The 19,778-nt window shown below is 71.3% G+C and carries 18 protein-coding genes; 6 read left to right on the top strand and 12 right to left on the bottom strand.

Features of this window, described 5'->3' with window-relative positions; genetic code table 11:
* Nucleotides 1-401: 401 nt before the first annotated feature.
* The 12 genes from JIAGA_RS0126400 to JIAGA_RS33530 form a co-directional block, all read right to left on the bottom strand.
* Nucleotides 402-3,713 carry an AfsR/SARP family transcriptional regulator gene (locus tag JIAGA_RS0126400; RefSeq protein ID WP_157553542.1) on the bottom strand — a complete coding sequence of 1,104 codons (3,312 nt, stop codon included), beginning with the start codon at nucleotides 3,711-3,713 and terminating at the stop codon, nucleotides 402-404.
* Nucleotides 3,714-3,725: 12 nt separating this feature from the next.
* Nucleotides 3,726-4,166: a hypothetical protein gene (locus JIAGA_RS0126395; RefSeq protein WP_026877978.1), complete on the bottom strand. Its 441-nt coding sequence runs from the start codon at nucleotides 4,164-4,166 to the stop codon at nucleotides 3,726-3,728.
* Nucleotides 4,163-4,585 (bottom strand): TadE family protein, encoded by a 423-nt coding sequence (locus tag JIAGA_RS0126390; RefSeq protein WP_035815429.1) that lies wholly within the window; start codon nucleotides 4,583-4,585, stop codon nucleotides 4,163-4,165. The genes JIAGA_RS0126395 and JIAGA_RS0126390 overlap by 4 nt, the downstream gene beginning before the upstream one ends.
* Before the next feature lie 16 nt (nucleotides 4,586-4,601).
* Nucleotides 4,602-5,033 (bottom strand): TadE/TadG family type IV pilus assembly protein, encoded by a 432-nt coding sequence (locus JIAGA_RS32585; protein WP_051426545.1) that lies wholly within the window; start codon nucleotides 5,031-5,033, stop codon nucleotides 4,602-4,604.
* 4 nt (nucleotides 5,034-5,037) lie between these two features.
* Nucleotides 5,038-5,238 carry a hypothetical protein gene (locus JIAGA_RS0126380; RefSeq protein ID WP_026877976.1) on the bottom strand — a complete coding sequence of 67 codons (201 nt, stop codon included), beginning with the start codon at nucleotides 5,236-5,238 and terminating at the stop codon, nucleotides 5,038-5,040.
* 122 nt (nucleotides 5,239-5,360) lie between these two features.
* The gene (locus JIAGA_RS0126375) at nucleotides 5,361-6,266 is read right to left on the bottom strand and encodes a type II secretion system F family protein (RefSeq protein WP_026877975.1); all 906 of its coding nucleotides are present in this window, start codon (nucleotides 6,264-6,266) and stop codon (nucleotides 5,361-5,363) included.
* Nucleotides 6,263-7,171: a type II secretion system F family protein gene (locus tag JIAGA_RS32580; protein WP_051426544.1), complete on the bottom strand. Its 909-nt coding sequence runs from the start codon at nucleotides 7,169-7,171 to the stop codon at nucleotides 6,263-6,265. The genes JIAGA_RS0126375 and JIAGA_RS32580 overlap by 4 nt, the downstream gene beginning before the upstream one ends.
* Nucleotides 7,168-8,778: a TadA family conjugal transfer-associated ATPase gene (locus JIAGA_RS32575; protein ID WP_051426543.1), complete on the bottom strand. Its 1,611-nt coding sequence runs from the start codon at nucleotides 8,776-8,778 to the stop codon at nucleotides 7,168-7,170. The genes JIAGA_RS32580 and JIAGA_RS32575 overlap by 4 nt, the downstream gene beginning before the upstream one ends.
* Nucleotides 8,771-9,580: a CpaE/TadZ family protein gene (locus JIAGA_RS0126360; protein ID WP_026877974.1), complete on the bottom strand. Its 810-nt coding sequence runs from the start codon at nucleotides 9,578-9,580 to the stop codon at nucleotides 8,771-8,773. The genes JIAGA_RS32575 and JIAGA_RS0126360 overlap by 8 nt, the downstream gene beginning before the upstream one ends.
* A complete protein-coding gene (locus JIAGA_RS32570; RefSeq protein WP_051426542.1) occupies nucleotides 9,580-10,281 on the bottom strand; it encodes an SAF domain-containing protein in 702 nt (233 codons plus the stop codon). Before JIAGA_RS32570 ends, JIAGA_RS0126360 begins: the two co-directional genes overlap by 1 nt.
* 41 nt (nucleotides 10,282-10,322) lie before the next feature.
* Entirely contained in the window at nucleotides 10,323-10,865 is a 543-nt protein-coding gene (locus JIAGA_RS33535; protein WP_051426541.1) for a hypothetical protein, read from the bottom strand.
* A 275-nt stretch (nucleotides 10,866-11,140) separates the two neighbouring features.
* Nucleotides 11,141-11,965 carry a hypothetical protein gene (locus JIAGA_RS33530; protein ID WP_051426540.1) on the bottom strand — a complete coding sequence of 275 codons (825 nt, stop codon included), beginning with the start codon at nucleotides 11,963-11,965 and terminating at the stop codon, nucleotides 11,141-11,143.
* 275 nt (nucleotides 11,966-12,240) lie between these two features.
* Here JIAGA_RS33530 and JIAGA_RS35120 point away from each other — a divergent pair, with 275 nt between their 5' ends.
* From JIAGA_RS35120 to JIAGA_RS0126310, 6 genes are read left to right on the top strand one after another with little or no spacing between them, the layout of a single operon-like run.
* Nucleotides 12,241-12,513, top strand: a complete 273-nt coding sequence (locus tag JIAGA_RS35120) for a hypothetical protein (protein WP_026877973.1) — start codon at nucleotides 12,241-12,243, stop codon at nucleotides 12,511-12,513.
* The gene (locus JIAGA_RS0126335; protein WP_026877972.1) at nucleotides 12,510-13,772 is read left to right on the top strand and encodes a conjugal transfer protein; all 1,263 of its coding nucleotides are present in this window, start codon (nucleotides 12,510-12,512) and stop codon (nucleotides 13,770-13,772) included. Before JIAGA_RS35120 ends, JIAGA_RS0126335 begins: the two co-directional genes overlap by 4 nt.
* 40 nt (nucleotides 13,773-13,812) lie before the next feature.
* Entirely contained in the window at nucleotides 13,813-14,133 is a 321-nt protein-coding gene (locus JIAGA_RS0126330; RefSeq protein WP_026877971.1) for a hypothetical protein, read from the top strand.
* A gap of 52 nt (nucleotides 14,134-14,185) precedes the next feature.
* The gene (locus tag JIAGA_RS33525; protein ID WP_051426539.1) at nucleotides 14,186-14,893 is read left to right on the top strand and encodes a hypothetical protein; all 708 of its coding nucleotides are present in this window, start codon (nucleotides 14,186-14,188) and stop codon (nucleotides 14,891-14,893) included.
* Complete coding sequence (locus JIAGA_RS32550; protein ID WP_211239861.1) at nucleotides 14,886-17,567, top strand: ATP-binding protein; 2,682 nt, start codon at nucleotides 14,886-14,888, stop codon at nucleotides 17,565-17,567. Before JIAGA_RS33525 ends, JIAGA_RS32550 begins: the two co-directional genes overlap by 8 nt.
* A complete protein-coding gene (locus JIAGA_RS0126310; protein ID WP_026877970.1) occupies nucleotides 17,564-19,753 on the top strand; it encodes a hypothetical protein in 2,190 nt (729 codons plus the stop codon). The genes JIAGA_RS32550 and JIAGA_RS0126310 overlap by 4 nt, the downstream gene beginning before the upstream one ends.
* The last annotated feature ends 25 nt before the right edge of the window (nucleotides 19,754-19,778 follow it).

Raw genomic sequence — 19,778 nt, 5'->3', positions numbered from 1 at the left:
AGTGGTGGCCGGTGCCCTAGTGGTGGCCGATTGGCGGGCCAGCCGCGGGCCACGTGCGTCCGTGACCAGCATCGGCGCGAAGGAAGGTTTCACGGGAAACGAGGTGGCCACGGTTCCGCGGGGTCACGGGGGCGACTGCGGTGGCCGATTCCGGTTTCGCTCGAGCTCTCGTTCCGCAGTGTCACGGTTCCGTCGTTGATCAAGGACTCCGCGCCCAGCCTCCTGGCTCGCCGTAGCGTCGTGGCCGGGCGTAATGCGCAGCGCCGGACAGCGGGCCGGAGGCGCTACTGAGAGCCAGCAAGCCTTCCCTCGTGACAGCGGTGCCGTCGAGGGCCAGCCGGGCACCGCCGCGGCGCGACAGCTGACCAGCACCCGGGCGCCGCACCAGGGCCGCAGGCACCTCAGAGGCGCTCCGGCACCCCGGAGCGCTGCGGCACCGTTGAGAGCTCGGCGATCAGCCGGACCGTGTCGTCTTCGAGGTCGTCGCCCAGGTCGGCGCTGATCGCGGTGAGCCTGGCGATGGCGTCGTCCATGCCGCCGCGGTTGCCCGCCAGGTGCTCGGCCCGGATGCGGTCGCGCCACAGCAGTTCCATGCCCGGCTCGACCTGGAGGCCGATGGTGGCGGCCTTCCGGGCCAGGTGGGCGTCGCCGCTGCGGAGCGCGCGCTGGGCCAGTTCGTGGGCCGCGTCGACGATGGTGGAGATCATCTCCTGTTTGAGGTGCTCCGCCCAGCCGTACCGGCGCGGGTTCACGCCGGTGAACGGCTGGCCGCGGACCAGCTCCAGCGCAGCCACCAGCTGCTGGGTTCCTGCTACCGCCGGGTCGGGACCGACCAGCGCGTTCCACTGGTCCCAGTCGGTGGTGACGCCTGGGTTGAACCGGTAGCCGGAGTCGACCCGCGGCAGGTAGTCGTCGCCGTTGTGGTCGCGGCCGAACCAGCGCCGCAGCTTGGAGACCGCGGTGTTGCGGGTGTTCTGCGTGACCCGGCTGCCGGGCCACATGGCCTCGTCGAGTGCCGCGTGCCCGCGGCCGGGATTCAGCGCGATGTAGGCAGCGATCTCGGTGAGCTGCCGGTACTTGGACTGCTCGACCGGGCCGGTGGCGTCTTCGACCTCGACCGGACCCAGCAGCAGGATGGTGGGCCCGTCGTCGACGGGGGTGTCGGCTGGAGGCGCCTCCGCCACGCTGGGAGCCGTCTCCGCCACGTTGGGCGTCGCGGTGGCACCAAGGCCGCCGCCCGCATCGGCGACACCCTCCGCGTCCGTGACCGGCTCGACGCGCGGCTCGGTGGGAGCCACCTCAGCTGCGGTGGCGCCGTTGCTGTGAACGTGGTCGAGCTCCCGCCCGAACTCCGCTTCCAGGCTCTCCAGCAGGCCGGGGCCCGGCTGCGCATGGTGCACGGCCGGTGGTTCGCGGTGCTGTTCCCGACGGGCGGGTTCCGGTCGGGCCGCGGGCCGTTCAGCGATACCGAGGAGGTCCAGGATCTGGGAGTACTGGCGCTGGTCGAGCCGCTGTGGCTGGACGTCCACCCCGACCGGCTGCAGGACGGCGGCGTCGGGGTTGTCGGCGGACAGGTCCAGCGACCAGGTGCCCTCGGCGCTGGGGCCGCTGGTGACGGCGGCTACCGCGATCCGTGGGAGGGCATCGACGAGGTCGGCGAGCTGGTCGCGCTGACTGCTGTCGAGCGGATGCCCGAGCAGCACGATCTCGGGTGTCCAGGTGGCCGCGGCCACACCCTTGGCGCGCGCGTCGTCGAGCGAGTAGGCCCCGGACTCGGCCAACGCCTCGCGGTCCTGGCGGGCGCGCCGGTTCAGCTCGTCGAGCAGCCCGCCGACCGATGGCAGATGCCGGATGCGTCCGGTGTCCAGCCCGGCGGCGAGCTCTGGGCAGGTGCCCACCAGGGTGACCTGGAGGTCGTCGGCCCACGGACTGGTGGCGAGCTCCACCGCCAGCGCCGCCAGCACCTCCTGCGAGGCCTCCGGCTCCCCGGCGACGGCCAGCGTTCCGAGCCGTTCGAGGTCGAGGAGCAGGTGGCCGTCCTCGGGTCCGTGCCCGACGGTGACCAGGCTCGGGTACGGCGCCGGGACCTCACGCAGGGAGTCGGCGTCGAGCTGGTCGCGGGCGGACGCCGGCAGGAACCACACGTGCCCCTGGTCGGTGGCGACGAACGGCTCCGGCAGCTCGGCCGGTTCGGTCAGGTAGAGCTCGAACTGTTCGGACGTCAGCCGGCCGATGCGCAGCGGCGGCAGCGCCTCGCCGCGCTGGGCGCAGCTGGCGGCCAGGCCGCGTAGGGCGAGGTCGACGAGCTCGACGCTCATCGGATCGGCCACGCCGCGCAGTTCCTGCTCGGTGTCGGCGAGCGCTCCGGCCGGCATGGCGATGCGTTCCCCCGGCTCGCGCCGGCGCTGCTGAGAGTGGCGCTTGGCGGCCAGGAAGACCAGCACACCGGCGGCCAGGAGGGCTCCCACGCCGGCGGCCGTGCGCAGCGGGAGGGCGGCACCGTCGGGGTCGGACACCGTCTGGACGCCCGGCTGTTCGACCTGGGGTTCCTCGGCGACCGGCTGTTCCTCGGCGGGCGCCTCCTCGGCGGGCGCCTCTTCGGCAGGTGCCTCCTCGGCCGGCGCCTCGGCGGCGGGCTGCTCCGGCGCCGGAACCTCCGCTGGCTCTTCCGGTGTCAGCGCCGCCGGCTCCTCGGCCGGCGGCTGAGCAGGTGGCTGAGCGGGCGTCTCGACCGGACCGGTGCTGGCCGGCACGGTGATGGTCCAGCCGGGCCGGATGAGGTCGGGGTCGCGCAGGCGGTCGCCGTCGGGCTGGACGGTGTCGCGGGACGCCTCGACGAGGTCCGGATACCGGGCTCCGTCGCCCAGGTGCTGTTCGGCGATGCCCCACAGGGTGTCGCCCCTGACCACCACGTGCTGTACCGCGGCGCCGGTGTCGGCGACCGGGGTCGCGGCGTCTGCCGGTAGCAGGAGTTGCCAGCCCGGCGCGATCCAGTGCGTGCCGTCCAGGGCGCCCCCGCCGGGCTGTGAGCGGCCGTAGTTCAGCTCGGCGATCTCCGGCCAGCGGGCGCCGTCGCCGAGCTCCTGCTGAGCGATACGCCACAGGGACTCGCCGGCGCGGACGGTGTGCGTGGGCTGCGCCGGCGCGGCCTCGGCCGTCTCGGCGGTGGGCGGCGCTTCGCCGGCTGGAGCGCCTGCCGCGGTGGCGTTCTGTCCGGGTGTGGAAGCCGTGGCGGCGGAGGGAGTTTCCGGCGCGGTCAGTGCCGGCGACTCACGGGGCTGATGCGGCGACTGGACCGGCTCGGCCGCTGTCGCCATCCCGACCGGTCCGACGACGAACACGGCGGCCACCGCGGCGACCAGCCCGGCGGCTGCTTGCTGCTGGAACCGTAGCGCCGGCAGCCGTGGCGCCCGCCGTCCCCTGAAGGCCGCCGGGATCTCCACCAGCAGGCCGAGCGCGAATGTCGCCCAGCCGATCCAGGCGATCCACACGAGTGCGTTCAGGAACAGCGAGCCGTCGTCCGGCGCGGTGAGCGCGGACTCGACGTCGGCCCAGGTGGGCATGGAGTCCGGTAGTGGGTTGCCGCTGATCGCGACCAGGGCCAGCGGGATGCCCACCAGCACGGCGACGATGACGATCAACGCTCCCAGGCCGCGGAGGACGGATCCGGCCGTGCGCCTGGGGCGGGCGGTGCGATGTGTCCGAGTAGGCACGGGGACGCTCCTCTACTCCTCGGTGCCGACGCCGCGCGCCAGCCGCGCCTGCGCGCTGCCGGTGGCTTGGGACGTCGGCTCGCCGATCAGGGACAGGAAGACGTTGTCGTAATGGACGACGGTGTCGACCTGGACCGTGGTGTCGTTGACCCGCCGGCAGTCGGCCGGCTGGCCGCCTGCCTGCGTGATGTAGGTGGACGCGGCGCGGCAGGCCTCGCCGAAGTCGATGGTCGGGTGCCCGTTTCCGGCGCCCTCGATGATGACGGCCTGCGCTCCGGTGCGAGCCGCCTCCGCGGCCATGGCGTTGGCCCGCTGCATGGCGCGCACACGGCTGCCGCCGTCGACGACCAGCCCGATGGCCAGGAACAGCGCCATCACGATGACGACGGCGATGACGGCGACGGCGCCGCGCTCGCCGCCGGGCCGGGCCGACCTGCACCGCCGCGCACTCATCCGCGCATCCGATACGTGTCGAGCGGGCTGCGCACCGTCTCGGTGATCTCGCGCGACCCCGGCAGGCCGGGGATGGCGACGTCGGACAACTGCACCCGGCAGGTGACCCGGGCAGCCACCGTGGCCGGTTCGCCCGGTGGGCGGCCGAACTGGCTGGTGTCGATCTCGATGGACGGCCCGCCGACGCAGAGCAGATCCTGCTGCTGGAGCGAGGCTTCGGCGGTGTCGCGACCGCGCTGCTGGGCCTCCGCCTCGGTGCGGGCCAGCGACGCCGTACGCGCGGCCTCCGCGGCCGCGTGCTCGACCGCGCCGCCGGCGATGGTGATGCGACCGCCGAGCACCAACAGCGCGACGATCATGAGCAGGCCGGGCGCCACGACCGCCAGCTCGACGGTGGCCGAGCCGCGATCCCTGCTCATCGTGTACCAGCGCATGTCAGTCCGGCCCCGTGAAACGCTCGACCGGGCCGCTGGCCGTCTGCGAGACCTGGTGCCCCGTCCAGCCCGGGAACAGGCTCTGCGACGCCCCTTCGACGGTGACGGTGACCTCGGCCTCGCTGCCGCGGCCCGACACGGACACGGCGCTGAGGACCCCGTCGGCCCCGGCCCGGGCGGCGAACGACCGCGCTTCGGCGAGGCCGTCGTCGAGGGAGCCGCCGTTGACGGTGGCAACCCGGACGCCCTCTTCCGCCGCGGCCAGCGCCACGTTGCGGGCGTGATACCAGAGGGCGCCCTCGATGACTCCGAAGGTGATCAGCAGCACCACGGGGAAGAGCACCACGAGCTCGAGCGTCGCCGCGCCGCGTTCGCCACGCCCCGGGAGGCGACGACGCGGCCGGCGACGCCCTGCAGGTGGCCGGCGGCTCATGGGTCTACTGGATCTTCGCTTGTTCGCGGTTGATGACGCCGATGATGATGCCGACGAGCGCCACGGCGGCGACGAACACCGCGGCGGCGATCACGACGTACTCGAGCGTGGTGGCGCCCTGTTCACGACGGCGCTCGGTCAGGTCGGCGTAGCGGTCGCGCAGCTCGGCGGACAGGACCGTCATCCATGTCTGGAGTTGCAGCATTGGCGTGGTTCCTCTCGGGGGTGCGGGCTGTCCGCGCCCGTCACTAGCTGTAGGCATGTCCGGGGAGACTTCTGTGACGGCGGGACCTGGAGAATTACCGACGTGGAAATGCAGGGACAAGATCATTCGAGCATACGCATCACCGTCGGAGCGGCCAGTAGAGCCATGAAAACGACGCCCAGCAGGGCGACGGGCATGACCATTCGTTCGCTGTCGGCGTTGGCTCGGGCGTGCTCCGCCGACAGCGTCGCGTCACGTAGTCCGCTGGCTCGTGCGCGCAGGCTCTCGTAGACCGTCGCGCCCTCCTCTCCCGACAGCCGCATGATGTCGGCCAGGTCGTCCAGGTCGTTGAGACCGAGCTGCACCGACAGCGTGTGCAGCCCTTCCCAGGGCGTGGTGCCCGACCAGCGAGCCCGCGCCAGCTCTTCGCGCAGGCGCTGGAACACCCACGAGTCGCCCACCTCGGCGGCGTTCTCCAGCGCCTGGGTGGAGCCGGCTCCGCCCGCCCGCTCCAGTGCGACGAGGTCGATGTACGCGCCCAGCGCACGCGTGAACTCCTCGCGGGCGTTGCCGGCCTTCTGCCGGGTCTCGATGTCCGGCAGGAACCACATGACGACGGCGAGGATGAGCCCCACGAACGCCGGAACGGTGAACGGCAGCGCGACACCGGTGATGCGCAGCGTCAGCGCGAGGATGGCCGGGAAGGCCAGCCCCAGCAACGCCCACAGCGCCTTCTCGCCGAAGTAGCGGTAGGCCGGGATGCGCAGCAGGTCGAGCTCCTGGCGGGGGAGCCGGAACCCGACCAGGGTCGGCAGCCGCTGTTCGAGGAACCGGCCGATCCGGTCCTGGAACAGCGACGACGACTGGCTGGGCTGCGCCTCGAGCTGCCGGGCCGGCTCGGTGCCGGTGTCGTGCAACCGGAACAGGGTGGCGCGCAGATGCGGATGCGACGGCACCAGCTCACGGACCACGAGCGTCAGGCCGAGACCCGCCAGCGCGCCGGCGAGGATGCCCAGTTCCCAGATCACCGGCCCGCCTCCACCCGGTCGGGCGCTGGGGTGCGCAGGTCCCAGCCCATGATCCGCGGCAGCGGCTTGGCCTTGGTGATCTGGCGCATCCACAGCAGGCACAGCACGTAGCAGGTGAGCAGCACGATCAGGACGATCTGCCCGATGGGTGTGCCGTACGGCTCGATGTAGGAGCTGTTGAACGTCATGAACGCCAGCACGACCAGCGTGATGACGGTGACCATCCGGGCCGTGGTGCGCGGCTTGGACCGGTCCGCTTCGATCTTGCGCCGCACCTGGACGTCCTGGGCCACCGTCGACGCCAGCCCTTCCAGCACCGCGGCCAGACCGGCGCCGCGCCGGGTGGCGCCGAGGATCAGCGATGACGCGATCAGGTCGCCCGTGGCGTCGTCGAGGTCGTCGGCGAACGCCCGCAGCGCCGCGACCGTCGGCCAGCGAGCACGCAGCCGAGCCACGAGCGTCGTCACCTCCGGCCGGATGGCGTCGGGCGTGGACTTCATGGTCGCCGTGATGGCCTGCTCGAGCCCCACGCCGACCGTGAGCACGCCGGCCAGGGACCGGGTCCACTCCTCCATGGCCTCCAGCTTCGCGACCGACGTGGCCGAAGCCTGCGGAGCCAGCAGCGCGGGCAGTCCGATCAGCGCGGCGGGCACCAGCAGCACGAGGATGAGCCAGCCGGTGACCAGCCAGCCGACCATGCCGCCGGCGAACCCGATACCCAGGAGCAGCCGAACCTGCCGGGCCGCCGCATTGCGACCGCCGGTCGCGCTGACGAACCTGGCCTTCAGGCGCTGCCCCGTGGTTGCCGGCCGCGCCCGCGCCGGCTGCGGGATCAGGCCGACGACCACGAGCATCAGGCCGCCGAGCACCATGACCGCGGCCAGCGCCGCCGCGAACGGTGTCATGGCGCGCTCCCGTGGTCGAGCAGCCGCGGGTTGAAGCCGACCCGCTCGAGGTCAGGCAGCCAGATCGGCGGCGTGCCGGGTGTGGCGTGTCCGTCCGGCCCGGGGTGGAAGACGTCGGTGACGGCGGGCAGCCCGTGCTCACCCGGCTCGATGGCGATGATCTCGCTGATGTACCGGGTCCGCTTGCCGCCGGAGTGGCTGTCGTCGCGCATCTCGATCTGCACCACCAGATCGATGTGTTCGGCGATCTGGCGGTATGCGAACGACTCGGTGACGTGCTGGCCGGCCTCCATGGCGCAGGTGACGAGCCGCTCGATGGCTGCCCGGGCGGAGTGGGCGTGCGTGGTGGACAGGGAGCCGGCGCCGGACTGCATGGCCTTGAACATCGGCAGCACCTCGCGGCCGCGGACCTCGCCGACGATCAGCCGGGACAGGTTCATGCGCAGGGAGTCGTATACGAGGTCGTCGAGGGTGATCTCGCCGACGGCCCGGCCGTCCGGGCCGCGCTCGCCGCTGCCCGGACGTGCCTCCCAGGCCACGATGCGCTTGTGCCGTTCGGGCATGTCGTGCAGGTGGAGTTCGTACTCCGTCTCGATGGTGCCGATGCGCTCCATCGGATCCAGTTCGTTGGTGAGGGCTCGCACCAGTGTCGTCTTGCCGGCCCCCTGCGCGCCGGAGACGACCAGGCTCTTGCGGGCACGGACGGCCGCGGTCAGGAACGCCGCGGCGGCCGGGCTGAGCATGTCGAGTTCGACGAGGTCCGCGACGCCGATGTCGGTGAGCCGGTGCCGGCGGATGACGGCCACCGGGCGTGGCGTGATCCACGCGGTGGCGGCGAGCCGCGACCCGTCACGCAGCCGCAGGTGCAGTCGCGGGTTGGAGGGGGAGAAGGGCCGTTCGTTGGCGCTGGTCCGGGTCGCCAGGAACGACAGGGTCTCGATGAGCTCCTCGTCGTTGTCGGCGACCGGGGGGCCGTCGACGATGCGGCCGTCGCTGTAGATGAGGTGGACGTTGTCGTGCCCGTTGATCTCGATGTTCTCGATGTCGGGGTCGTCGACCAGCGGCTGCAGTCGCCCGAGGCCGAACAGCGCGGCCATGATGGCCTCGGCGAGCTGGATCTGCTCGTCCGGCGTGATGATGGGCAGGCCTTTGGTGAGCGCCCGCTCGGCGTGGTCGGCCAGCAGTTCGACGACGATGCTGCGGCCCAGCTCGCGCCGGCCGGCCTCGTCCAGACCTTCCCGGCTGCGTAGCGCGTGGGCCAACTGATCGGCGGCCTGCTCACGGTAGGCGCGCACCAGCCCCCAGTCGACCTCGCCCGCGCCGGCTCCGCGGCGCAGCGTCGCGCCGTTGCGTTCCAGGGCGGTGAGCCCGGCGTCCGATGCGCGCCGAGCATGCGTCCCCGACGGCGCACCGCGGCCTCGGTGGCCGCCCGCGCTGGCCGAGGCGAGCCGCGCCTGCAGCGAACGGCGCAGGTCGCTCTGGCCGGCCGGGCCGCTGAGCGAGCCGGAGCCGTCGCCCCAGTCGTCGAACGGTTCGTGGCCGCCCTCCGGCTCGGCGAACAGCGGAAGGTTCTCCAGGCTGGCCGCGGCGTTCGTGGGGTCAGCCATAGGTGCGCTCCTCGATCAGTGACTCCGGGGCGGGAGCGAGCCGGGTTCGGTGCCGCTCGATCAACTCGTGCACCGCACCGATCAGGACGCGGGTGCTGCGGAACAGAGGCGCGGCTGAGAACTTGCGTCCGTACGGCGCGCCCTGGCTCAGCGAGTCCGACGCGGCTTGGTCCCAGGCCATCGCGGCCAGTACGGGAGTGCCGAGCGCGGAACGGATCTCACGGGCCCGGTACGGCTGGCCCTCGCCGACCAGGAGCACCGCGAGGGTGTCGTCGCCCTGCCCGAGCTCGACGAGGTCCTCGCGCAGCAGATGCACGCGGGCCCGGGCCGCGCTGACCGCCGGCAGGGTGGTGCGGGTGACCAGCAGGACGGCGTCGGCGGAGCGCAGCAGCGGCATCGGCCCGTGCTGCATACCGAGCCGGCCGGCGTCGACGATGACGTCGGTGCCGGTGCGCTCCAGGCTGGCGAGCACCATGCCCAGCGGCGACCACAGCTTGTCCATGCTGGCCGCCTGCTGCGCGTTGACGAGCCCGGGTACCAGCCGGACCCGGTTCTCGATGAGCGCGATGGTCTGGTCGTAGAAGCGTTCGTCCAGCACCCCGCGCCGGTGCGCCACCGCCAGGCTGACCAGGCCGCGGTCGGGCGGCACCGTGCCGCGCAGGTATCCGGCGAGGACACTGCTGCTGCCCGCGACGTCAGCCTCCACGAGCACGACCGGCCGCGGCCAGAGCATCGCCATGGCCAGTGCCGTCGTCGTCACGCCGGGCGCGCCGCGAGCAGAGGTGAGTGCGACGACCGCCATCAGTCACCTCCCGCCCGGGACATCAGCACGACGGCGATGCGGCCGGTGGCGACGCGCGCCGCCAGGTCTGGTGCGCGGACCTCCGGCACGATGACGTCGACGATGCGCTGGCCGGACTCCTCCTCGACCGAGGACCGCACGACGGTGGCCTCGATGGAGTCGGGGGTGTCGGACGGTGGTTCGTCCTGAGCGTTCGGGGTGTCCACGATACGGACGATGTCGCCGGGACGCAGTGCCTCGGCCGGGAGCTGGGCGGAGGTCACGGCGACGCCGACCATCGCCTCGCCTTCGGCCGGCTGGACGAGGTCGTCGAAGTCGCCTTCGGTGAGCAGGCCACCGGCACTGAGGTCGCTGGTGGCGTACTGCCCGGCGATCTCGCCGAGCCGGGTGTCCCGGATGGGCTGGAGGCTGGGGTCGGCGTTGATGCTCGCCGTCGTGAGGTCGCTCTCCTCGATGATCTCGCCGCGGGCCACGTCGTTGCTCAATGCGATGACGTCGACGGTGTTGCTGACACTCGTGGCCAGCCAGGCGGCGCCCAGGCCGCCGAGGGCGACCAGGGCCACGCCGAGTCCGATCAGAGCCGGCCGGCGGCGCTGCTTGGGCGGCGCCGCGACGGCGGGTTCGAGCTTGGACTCGACGATCTCGAGGTCCGGGTCGTCGACCTCGTCGGGCGCCGGCTGATGGGTGGGGGGCGAACTCATCGCTGCCGTCCTGGTGATCTATCCGGGGAAGTTGATGTCGATCATGCGGAACCATCGAGGTAACGGGCAAGTGCCAGAGTCGCCAACCTGCTGCGGGAGCCTGCACCGAGCTCGCTGACGAGCCTGTCGAGCACCTCGTAGTCCTGCTCGTACAGACGGATGTTGAGGGGGGAGAGGGGCTGGGCCACGGGCAACCGCGGCTTGGCTGTGCGGGCTGTGAAGAGGCGACCTCCGATGCTGTTGGACTCATTGTGCAGTTTGACCAGGTGTTCGTGCCCCGCTTCGATCGCATCGATGAGGATCTGACCGTTGGACCGGCCGGATCGTAGGCGTTCGGCCGCGATGAGCGGGAGCAGCGACGCAGGTATGTGGACGACGCTCGGCCGGATCACCGGCGCCGCCAGTGCCGGCCGGGCCGTTCTCATGCCGGGCGAATCGGCTGCTGGACCAGCGGCCACCGGGAAGGCGGCGGGCGCCGGCTCGCGCCGCGCGATCTGCGGGGACCCGCCGATTCCCGGCACGGTCGCCGGGTCGGCCGACATCGCCGGACCTGTCGCGGACGCCTCCGGGTCGCCGGACGTCATGACACGGGTGGTCTGAGGTCCGCTGCCAGGAGGTTCGGACACGCCAGGAGCGAACCTCGAACGGACCGGACCGCGCGTACGGCGCGGTGGCGGCAACTACCATCTGTCATGCGGGCCTCCCGGGGAAGAGGTGTGAGACCGGGTCGCCCTGAGACCGGCCTCGTGCATGAGGGTATGTGACTGGACACACAACTGCATAGGCCGCGAAATGTTAAGTCTTGGCGGCCATCTGGCGACTACATGCCCCATACATGCCGGGCCGCGCGGTATGCCCCCTAAGCGGCCATCGGTGCCGGAACGTCGTCGTGAATGCGCCGGGCCACCTTGCGCAGTGCCCGGCTGGCGCGCTGACGCGCCGCCGGCCAGCTCAGTCCGTGCCGCTGAGCAGCGGCCGGACCGCCGTCGCACCCGGGCGCCGGCGTGTAGATGTCCAGGATCAGGGTCGCGTCGGCCGCGGTGATGGTGCCGTGGTCCACCGCCCACGTCAGCAGGTTCAGCAGCTCGTGATCGGCGCTGGTCCGGTGCTGATCGGCTGGCTCCTCTGTGAGGTTGGTAGCCAGTACCTCCGGGCTGGTGGGTGTCTCGGCGTGCTGGTGCGTCAGCTCCGCGGTGACCGCCCGCAGGGTCTCCATGGCGATGTTGGCGGCCACCTTGGCCGGCCTGCGCTCCACCGGGTAGGTGGCGATAGTCGTCCACAGTGCGGCGACGGCGGTGTGCTCCAGGCTCGGCCGGGAGTCGCGGCCGGCCCGCGTGGTGGCGATGCGGACGGCCTTGCCGAGCATCAGCTGGAGCACCGTCCGCCCCGCCAGCGGATCGCCCGCGTGGGCGAGCCGCAGCAGGGACAGCAGGATCCGGTCCGTCCCGTCGCCGGTCGCCCGGACGACGGCCCGCTCGACATCGGGGAGAGAGGCGCAGCCGGCGAGGCCGTCGTAGCTGGACGCCCACCGTTCGACGACGGCCTCGGTGGCGGCGTCGTCGCACAGCCTGACCCATTCACTGTTGAGCTGTCCGACGAGACTGGCGTCGCTGCGGCGGCGGGCACCGGTGCAGGTGGTGTCGTAGGCGGTGTCGCCGGGTCGGACGGCGGTAGCAGTCGGCATGGTCTGGCTCCTCCGGGGTGAATCGACGCCTTCACCCTGGTCAGGAGCCCTTGCCGAGCCTCTTGCCCGGCGCACCCCGACACCGGTCGCCTTCTTGCCCGCGCGCACGGGCCGTCCGGCCCCGACTTGCCCGGATTCCGGAACGGCACGATTGCCCGTTTCCGTTCGGGCGTCGCATCGGGTGAGCCGCGCGAAGTCCGCTCCATGTCCCCGTCACAAGACGGCCCTCCGCGACACCTACTCCGTCAACCGACCCGCCGACGGAGGAGCCTTCGATGGACCAGCGCTTCAGCAACCGGCAGTCCCTCATGGACGCGGCGACGGTCCTGGCTGCGCGGCGGGCGATCGACCGGGAGCTGGCACACCTCATCGCCGACCCGTTCGACCGCGAGGCCGCCAAGCGACTGCACGACGCCGTCGGCGCCAACGCCGACCGCGCGCAGGAAGCCCTCGAACGGCTGATGCCCGTGACGGAGCTGCGCGAGCCGTGGGCTCCCGAGGCACTCGGGCCGGCCACCGACACCACGCGCGAGGAACCGGCACCATGAAGATCAACTGGGGCTTCGGGCCGCCGAAGGAGTCCGGCGCTGACGAGAAGCCGGCGCCGAAGAGCGACGCCGCCGCCTCCGAGCAGCACTCCTGGACGGCCGGGTCGAGCCTGAGCACCCGTGTCATCGTCGGGCTGCTGTGGGCGGCGCTCATCGCCGGGCCGCTGGCGCTGGCGATGCAGGTGTTGATACCCAGTCCGCAGCCGGTGGTCCGTCAGGACGGCTACGTCGACCGCATCGGCGAGGCGGCCGCGGTGGGCGAGTTCGCCCAGCGGGCCGTTGTCGCCTGGCTGGAGACTCCCCGCGATCGCGCCGCCGAGCTCCAGCCGTTCTTCGGTGATACTCCGCAGAACCGGCCTCAGGTCGCGTGGACCACCGATCATCCGGCTGTGGCCGAGATCGTGAAGGACGACACCGGCCTGTGGTCCGTCGTCGTCGGCGTCGACGCCACCGAGGGACGTGTCGAGGACCCGGCCGCCCAGCCGGAGGCCGACGCCGCCAACGCCCAGCCGGCCGCGGACGCCTCCACCGAACCTCCGGCCGAGGAGGAGTCCGAGGAATCCGGTGCGTCCGGCGACGAAGACGCCGAGCCGGTCGAACGGATCACCTCCGGGCGGCTCTACTTCCAGGTGCCCGTGCTCTACGTCGAGGGCCAGATGATCGCGCAGGCGCTGCCCGCACCGGTCCCGGCACCCGCGGAGTTCGACCGGCTGCGGCCGGCCTACCGGCACGCACTGCCCAGCGACCACCCGGCCCACGCCAGGGTCACGAACTTCCTGAACGCCATGCTCGTCACCGGCGACCAAGCCGAGCTCGAGGCCTACAGCAACCCGGGCACGTCGTTCCGGGCCCTCGATCCCGTCCCGTACGCCGCCCTCCAGGTCACCAACATCGTGGCCACCGGTGAGGACACACCGTCCGACGAACCGGCCGACGGCGAGCGCGTCGAGGTGCAGGCCGACGTCACACTGAGCGGCTCCAACGGCGAGGAGCTGGGCGCGCAGTACTTCATGGTGCTGCTGGCGCGGCAGGGCCGATGGGAGGTCGCCGAGCTGCGCACGTCGCCGGCTCTGGCCGAGCCCGTTCCGGTCCCGACACCGACGCCCACCCCGACACCCACGCCCACCACACCGACTCCTGGGGCGAGCGGTTCGGACAGCCCCCCGTCCGGCAGCTCGTCCCAGGGCCCAAGCAGTCAACCGACGAGGGAGGCCGGATCAGACCCAGCGCCATCGGGGTCGGCCACCGAGTCGCCCTAACGCATCCGCACCATCAGCCCGCATCCAAGGAGAAGGAGCCATGAGCCTCATCACCCTCGCGGCGACGGCGCCCGACCTCGCCTCGTCGAATGTCGTCATCCACGCCGGTCTGCTCGACTGGACGTCCGAGACCGCCACCAACCTGCAGGACGTGCTGCGGGTGGTCGCCATCACGGTCGCCATCCTGTTCGTCGTCTACAAGGCGGTTCAGTCCAAGTTCGCCATCGGAACCATCGTCCTGTCCGCGCTGGCGGCCGGCGTGTTCATCTGGCTCGTGTTCAACGTGACCGACGTCAGCGACACCGTCGGAGAGGACCTGCCCGGCTCGGCGCCCGCATCCGCGTACGTCGACGTCGGCTGACCCATCCGCCGACAACCGCACGACCCACGCCCGCGAACGGAGGTGACGAGCGATGGCCGACGACGCCGACGAACTGGAAACCGTCAAGTACTACACCCGGGCCCGGAAGTTCCCGCAGCTGCTGGGACGGATGCCCGACGGCACCAAGATCCCGGGCGGGCCGTACACGGTCCAGCAGCTGCTGGCGGCCATCGCCGTCATTGTCGTCGGCGGGCTGACCATCGGCACGTGGGGAGTCTTCGGCAGCATCGGCAACGTTGCCGTGCTGTTCGGCCTCGCGTTCGGTGTCGTGTTCCTGATCGGCCGGCTGCCGATGAACGGCCGGAACCCCCTGTTCGCCCTGCTCGGCCTGTACCGAATGCTCAACGCTCCGGCGTCGGGTCGCTACCAGGGCAAGCCGGTGCGGTTCCGCCGGCCGCGGCGCGTCCGGCATCAGGTCAACGTGTACCTCGGCGCACTGCCCGGCACCGACCCGTGGGCCGGCGTGGAGCCGGGCCTCCAGCCGGCCAGCCAACTGCCGGCGGGGTTGCGTCGCCGGCTCGACCGCTCAGTGCCGGTCGCGGACCTCGAACCGGCCGCCGAGCCGGAGCCGGCACCGGTCACCGGACCGCTGAGCGGGGTGCAGGCGTTGCTCGCCCTGGTCCCCGCCGACGACGGTGCAGCGTCCGCCGCCGACGCTGCGCGTCCGCGGCCGGCGGCCCGCCGGCGGAGGGCCGGACGGGCAGTTCCAGGAGATGACGGGGTGATGAACGATGCGTAGTCCGGCTCGTGCCATGGCCGGCCACCTGATGTGGTCGCGCGGCGGCACGGTGTGGGCCACCTGGCGGCTGCAGGCGCTGCCGTACGGCTTCCGCCCCGACAAGGACAAGCACAGTGTCCGGGCCGCACACCAGGCGTTGCTGCGGGCGCTACCGGGCGAGGCGCTGCTGATCGGCGCCTGCGCGGCCCTCGATCCCGCGGCGATCGTCGAACGCATGATCACCGGCATTCCGCTGGAGGACTGCCCGGAGTGGGCGGCCGAGTGTGAAGCCACTCTCGACACCCTCGACGAGCTGGCGCTCGGCCAGCGGACGTTCTGGCTGAGCGTGCCGCTGCGCAACCGCGGCCGGTTCGGCAACCTCGGCGAGTCGTTCCACGCCGCCGTCGACGACTTCCGCGACCAGTTGGCGTTGCCGCGGCAGGGCATCTCACCGGCGGAGCTGAAGGCGCGCACCGAGCAGGCCCGCAAGGTCGAGTTGGGAATTCCCGGTGTGTTCCGGCCTGCGCCGGCCACGGTGGCGCAGCTGGTCTGGCTCTACCAGCACACTCTTCAGCGGGGCCTGTTCGCCGACATGGACCTGCCGGAGACGAAGGCCGACCACGAGGCCGCGGTGCTGCCTCGGCACGGTGTGCTCTGGCCGGACGCCCTGGTCGACGAGGGCGGCCAGACCGAGCTCGACCGCAAGCAGCTCAAGTCGTGGAACCCGCTGCGGCGCAAGTACGTCAAGATCACGCAGACGGACCAGCCCGATGCCGTGTCCTATCAGGGCCTGCTGGCGCTGGCCGACACTCCCGCCGACGGCATGGTCTTCCCTGGCGGCGAGTACCTCGGTCGGGTCGACGACTCCGGTCTCGACGTCGACTGGGCGGTCCGCCTGCACACGCGGACGCGCGAAGAGGTCATCGCGCGCAACCGCCGCGCCGTCGCCAACCTCAACGACCAGTTCCTCCAGCAGGAGGGTCAGCTCGCCACCGGCATGCACGCCATCGAGCGTTCCGCCCGCGACCTCGCCGAGTACGAGGCGCTGCTGTCCGCGGACGATCTCGAGGTCGAGGTCGAGGCCACCGTCATCTTCTGCGTGGCCGGCCGCACCGGTGAGCACGTGATGGAGCAGGCCAAGGAGCTGCAGGCGTTCTACGGCGCTTCGGGGTTCAAGCTCATGCATCCGCTGGGCAACCAGGAGGACCTCTGGTGGGCCATGCTGCCTGGGACGCCGCTGTCGAAGTCGGTGCGCGAGTTCGCGCAGATCACCACGTCGCACTCGTTCTCGGCTTCGGTGCCGGTGGTCACCACGGACGTCGGCGACAACAAGGGCACGCTACTGGCCCTCAACATCTCCACCGGGCAGACCGGTGTCGTCCACCACGACCCCGCCGGCGCCACCAGCCGTCTCGACGTCTCCGGGTCACTGGCCATCGCTGGTGAACTCGGCGCCGGCAAGTCGGTCGCCCTGAAGAAGATCGCCGCCGACACCGTCGACCGCGGCGGCCGGTTCATCGCGCTGGACCGCACCGAATCCGGCGAGTGGGTCACCATGGCCCAGGCGTTGACCACCCCGACCGTGGTGTCCGTGGCCGAACCCACCATGAGCATGGACCCACTGCGGGTGTTCGACCGGCACACCGGCTCGCGGGTGGCGCAGTCGTTCCTCACCCCGCTGCTGAACGTGTCGCCCACATCCGAGCGCGGTGTCCTGTTGTCGGAAGTGCTCGAGGTCGGCTACCTGTCCCGGCACGGCATCCGGGGGCTGGGCAACCTCACCGCGCACCTGCTGGAGAGTTGCACGCTCGACGGGGCGTACGAGTTGGGCCGCCTCATGAACGTGTTCGCCCGCAAGGACTTCGGGCGCGTCATCTTCGACTCCTCACTCCCGCCGGTGGAGCTCAGCGACCGCGCCATCGTGTTCTGGACCCGCACGCTGGAGCTGCCCGACCGCGACGAGTTGAAGCATGCCCACCTGTTCGAGCAGATGAAGCTCGAGAAGATCTTCGGGCGGGCCATGTACGCCCTGATGGCCAGCATGGGGCGGCAGGTCTGCTTCGGCGACCGTTCCGAGCTGGCGCTGTTCATCGTCGACGAGGCCCACCATGTGACCGCCTCCCCGGAGGGCGAGCGCGAGATCACCGTCTTCGTCCGCGACGGCCGCAAGCACCAGGCCGCCGTCGCGTTGGGCAGCCACGACCCCGAGAGCGACTTCGGCGACGCCACCCTGCGCGGCCTGATCCCCACCCGCATCCTCATGCGCCACCGGGACAAGACCCTGGCCAAGCGCGGGCTCAAGTGGCTCGACCTCGACCCGGACGACGAGTCGCTGGTGGCGCTCATCACCGAGCACACCAGCCCGGTGGGTCCCGACGGCGTTCCGGAGATGCGCCGCGGTGAGGCACTCATGCGCGACGCCCTCGGCAACGTCGCCCGCATCAAGGTCATGCCGCCATCGAGGCCCGAGCGGTTCGAGGCGATGAAGACGTCGCCGCCGGAGGTCGTCGTCGGCCGCCGCGCGGTCCAGCCCGCCGCCGACGACTGGGACGACTGGAACGACGGCGAGCCGGACGCCGTCGGCCCCGGGACGAAACCGATGAACGCCCTGAGCCGTGGCACGGGCGGGTACCGGCCCGCCGGTGAACTCGAACCAGGCGTCGCCTCCGGACTGATGGGGCAGGGGCCGGCATGAGCCTCATCGCCGAGTCCGTCACCATCCTCGCCAACGCCTGTGACGCGGCTGGCGGCGGCGGGCTGGGCGGACAAGTCATCGATCCACCGGACGGGAACGACTGCAAGGTCTCGGCGTTCCACGTCCAGCTCGGCCTGGCCGGTGGCATCACCGACCCGTTCCACCTGATCTTCAAGGTCCTCATGACCATCACCTGGGCGATCTACCAGTTCCAGGTGATCGCCCTGGCATGGGTGACGGACTTCGTCCTCGGCATGACGTGGCTGGACTGGTTCTCCGATTTCGCCTCGACAGCCCAGGACTGGGTGGCCGGGCTGCTGCACAACCTCAACGCCTACGTCACCATCCTCATGATCACGGCCCTGGTCTGTGTCATCTGGATGGCCCGAGGTATGTGGGGCAAGGGCATCGTGCAGTTGCTGATCTCGATCATCGTGGCGAACTATGCCCTCGCTGCCATCAGCTACGACTCACAACACCCGGAGAACAACCTCATCCCGTTCAGCCCGGTGACCTGGTTGGTGGGAGGCAACGAGCAGGGCCTGCTCTACGACGCACGCGACACAGCCAACTCCCTGGTGGATTCACTCACCGCCGACCTCAACGAGGTGCCCGAGACACCAGAGCAACCGGATTCACCGGGCCAGGGCATCCTTGAGACGTTTCTCTACCAGCCGGCGATGCTGATCAACTTCGGCCGAACCCTCAGCGGCCAGTGCGAGCAGGCGTACGTCATCGCGTTGTCCCATGCCGGCAACGGCACTTCCAAGGACGACCTCAAGGACGCGCTCGGCGACCGGGCGGGCCAGGGCACCGCCGCCGAGGGCGTCGACACCGGGTCCGAGCTCACCGACCCCGGCACCTGGTGGGGCGGCACCGGCGACGAACCGGTCAACTACGACCCCGAGGTGTGGAAGGTCGTCGGCAAATGCGAGACCGACGACGTCGACGCGTTCGCGAAGATGGCGCGTCCGGACAGCTGGATGGCACAGCTCGCCATCCAGCCTGCCGTCACCATCCTGGCGATCCTGATCATGATCGTCGCCTGCGTGGTGTTCATCGCCGGCATCTCGGCGCTGGTGCAGTGTGTGAAGCTGCTGGTGACACTGATGCTGGCGATCCTCCCCGGCGGCGCCAGGTCGGCACTGTGGCGCAACATCGGACAGCTGTTCGCCACCGTCCTCATGCTCATGTTCGCCATCGTGTTCCTGGGCGTGTTCCTCAACGCCCTCACCTACCTCATGGCCACAGGTGACGCGGGCGATGGCGGGTCGGCGATGTGGAGCCAGATCGGCAAATTCCTCCTCGTCGACCTCCTGCTCATCGCCGGCATCGTGCTCTTCTGGCGCGGCCGCGGCGCGGTCAACAGCACCAAGGATCGGATGGCGGCGGCCATGTCCTCCCGGTTCGGCGCCGGCGCAGGAGCGGGCGGCGGCGGAGGAGGCGGCGGCTTCGGTGGGAACAGCCTCGTCCCCAGCGGCGGCGGCGGAGCCATCAGCCGCATGGCCGGCAATTTCAACCGGGCCAGCGACGTCGCCCGCAACATGGGCGCCACCGGCAGCCAAGGCGGCCGCCTGCAAGGTGTCCTACGCCGCACCACCCGTCTCGCCGGCCACGTCGGCATGGCCTGGGCCACCGGCGGTGGCTCCGTGGCCGCCAAGGGCGGCGCCATGGCCGCGAAGTCGTACGCCGGCCGGAAGACCCGCGACTTCGTCGCCAACCAGGCGGGCCGATCAGTTGAGTTCGCCCGCCGAGTGCGGGTCCAACACCACCTCAAGCAGGGCAATCATGCCGCCGTCAATCGGATCAACACGCACCGGCGTCGCGCCGAGATGTCGCGAGCCCACCGGACCGACCAGGCACGGTTGCGCAAGTTCGACCGGGACACTCGTCGTGCCGAGCGCGTCAGCCGGGTGACCGGAGGGCGCTTCGGTGCGGAGCGCGTCAACCAGGCGCCGACGGAACGCCGACAACTGATCAGGGAAATGCGTGCCGAACGGAGGCATCTGGACCGCGATCACCGCGCGAAGAGCCGTGAAGAGAAGAGCCGGCTCACGCCGGACGAGCGGGCTGTCTCCGATGCACGCGACCAGAGGCTCAAGCAGCAGGACAGGTGGCGACGGCTGAGAGAGGATCAGTTGAATGCCCGTCGCGAAGTGCGGCGCCGCAGGAAGGACGGGACATGACGGCGTCGCGTGTCGCCGTGAGCCG

The organism is Jiangella gansuensis DSM 44835 (genome assembly GCF_000515395.1).
Lineage (GTDB): Bacteria > Actinomycetota > Actinomycetes > Jiangellales > Jiangellaceae > Jiangella > Jiangella gansuensis.
Note: the sequence above shows the minus strand (reverse complement) of the source record. Positions and strands in the feature narration are given on the sequence as shown.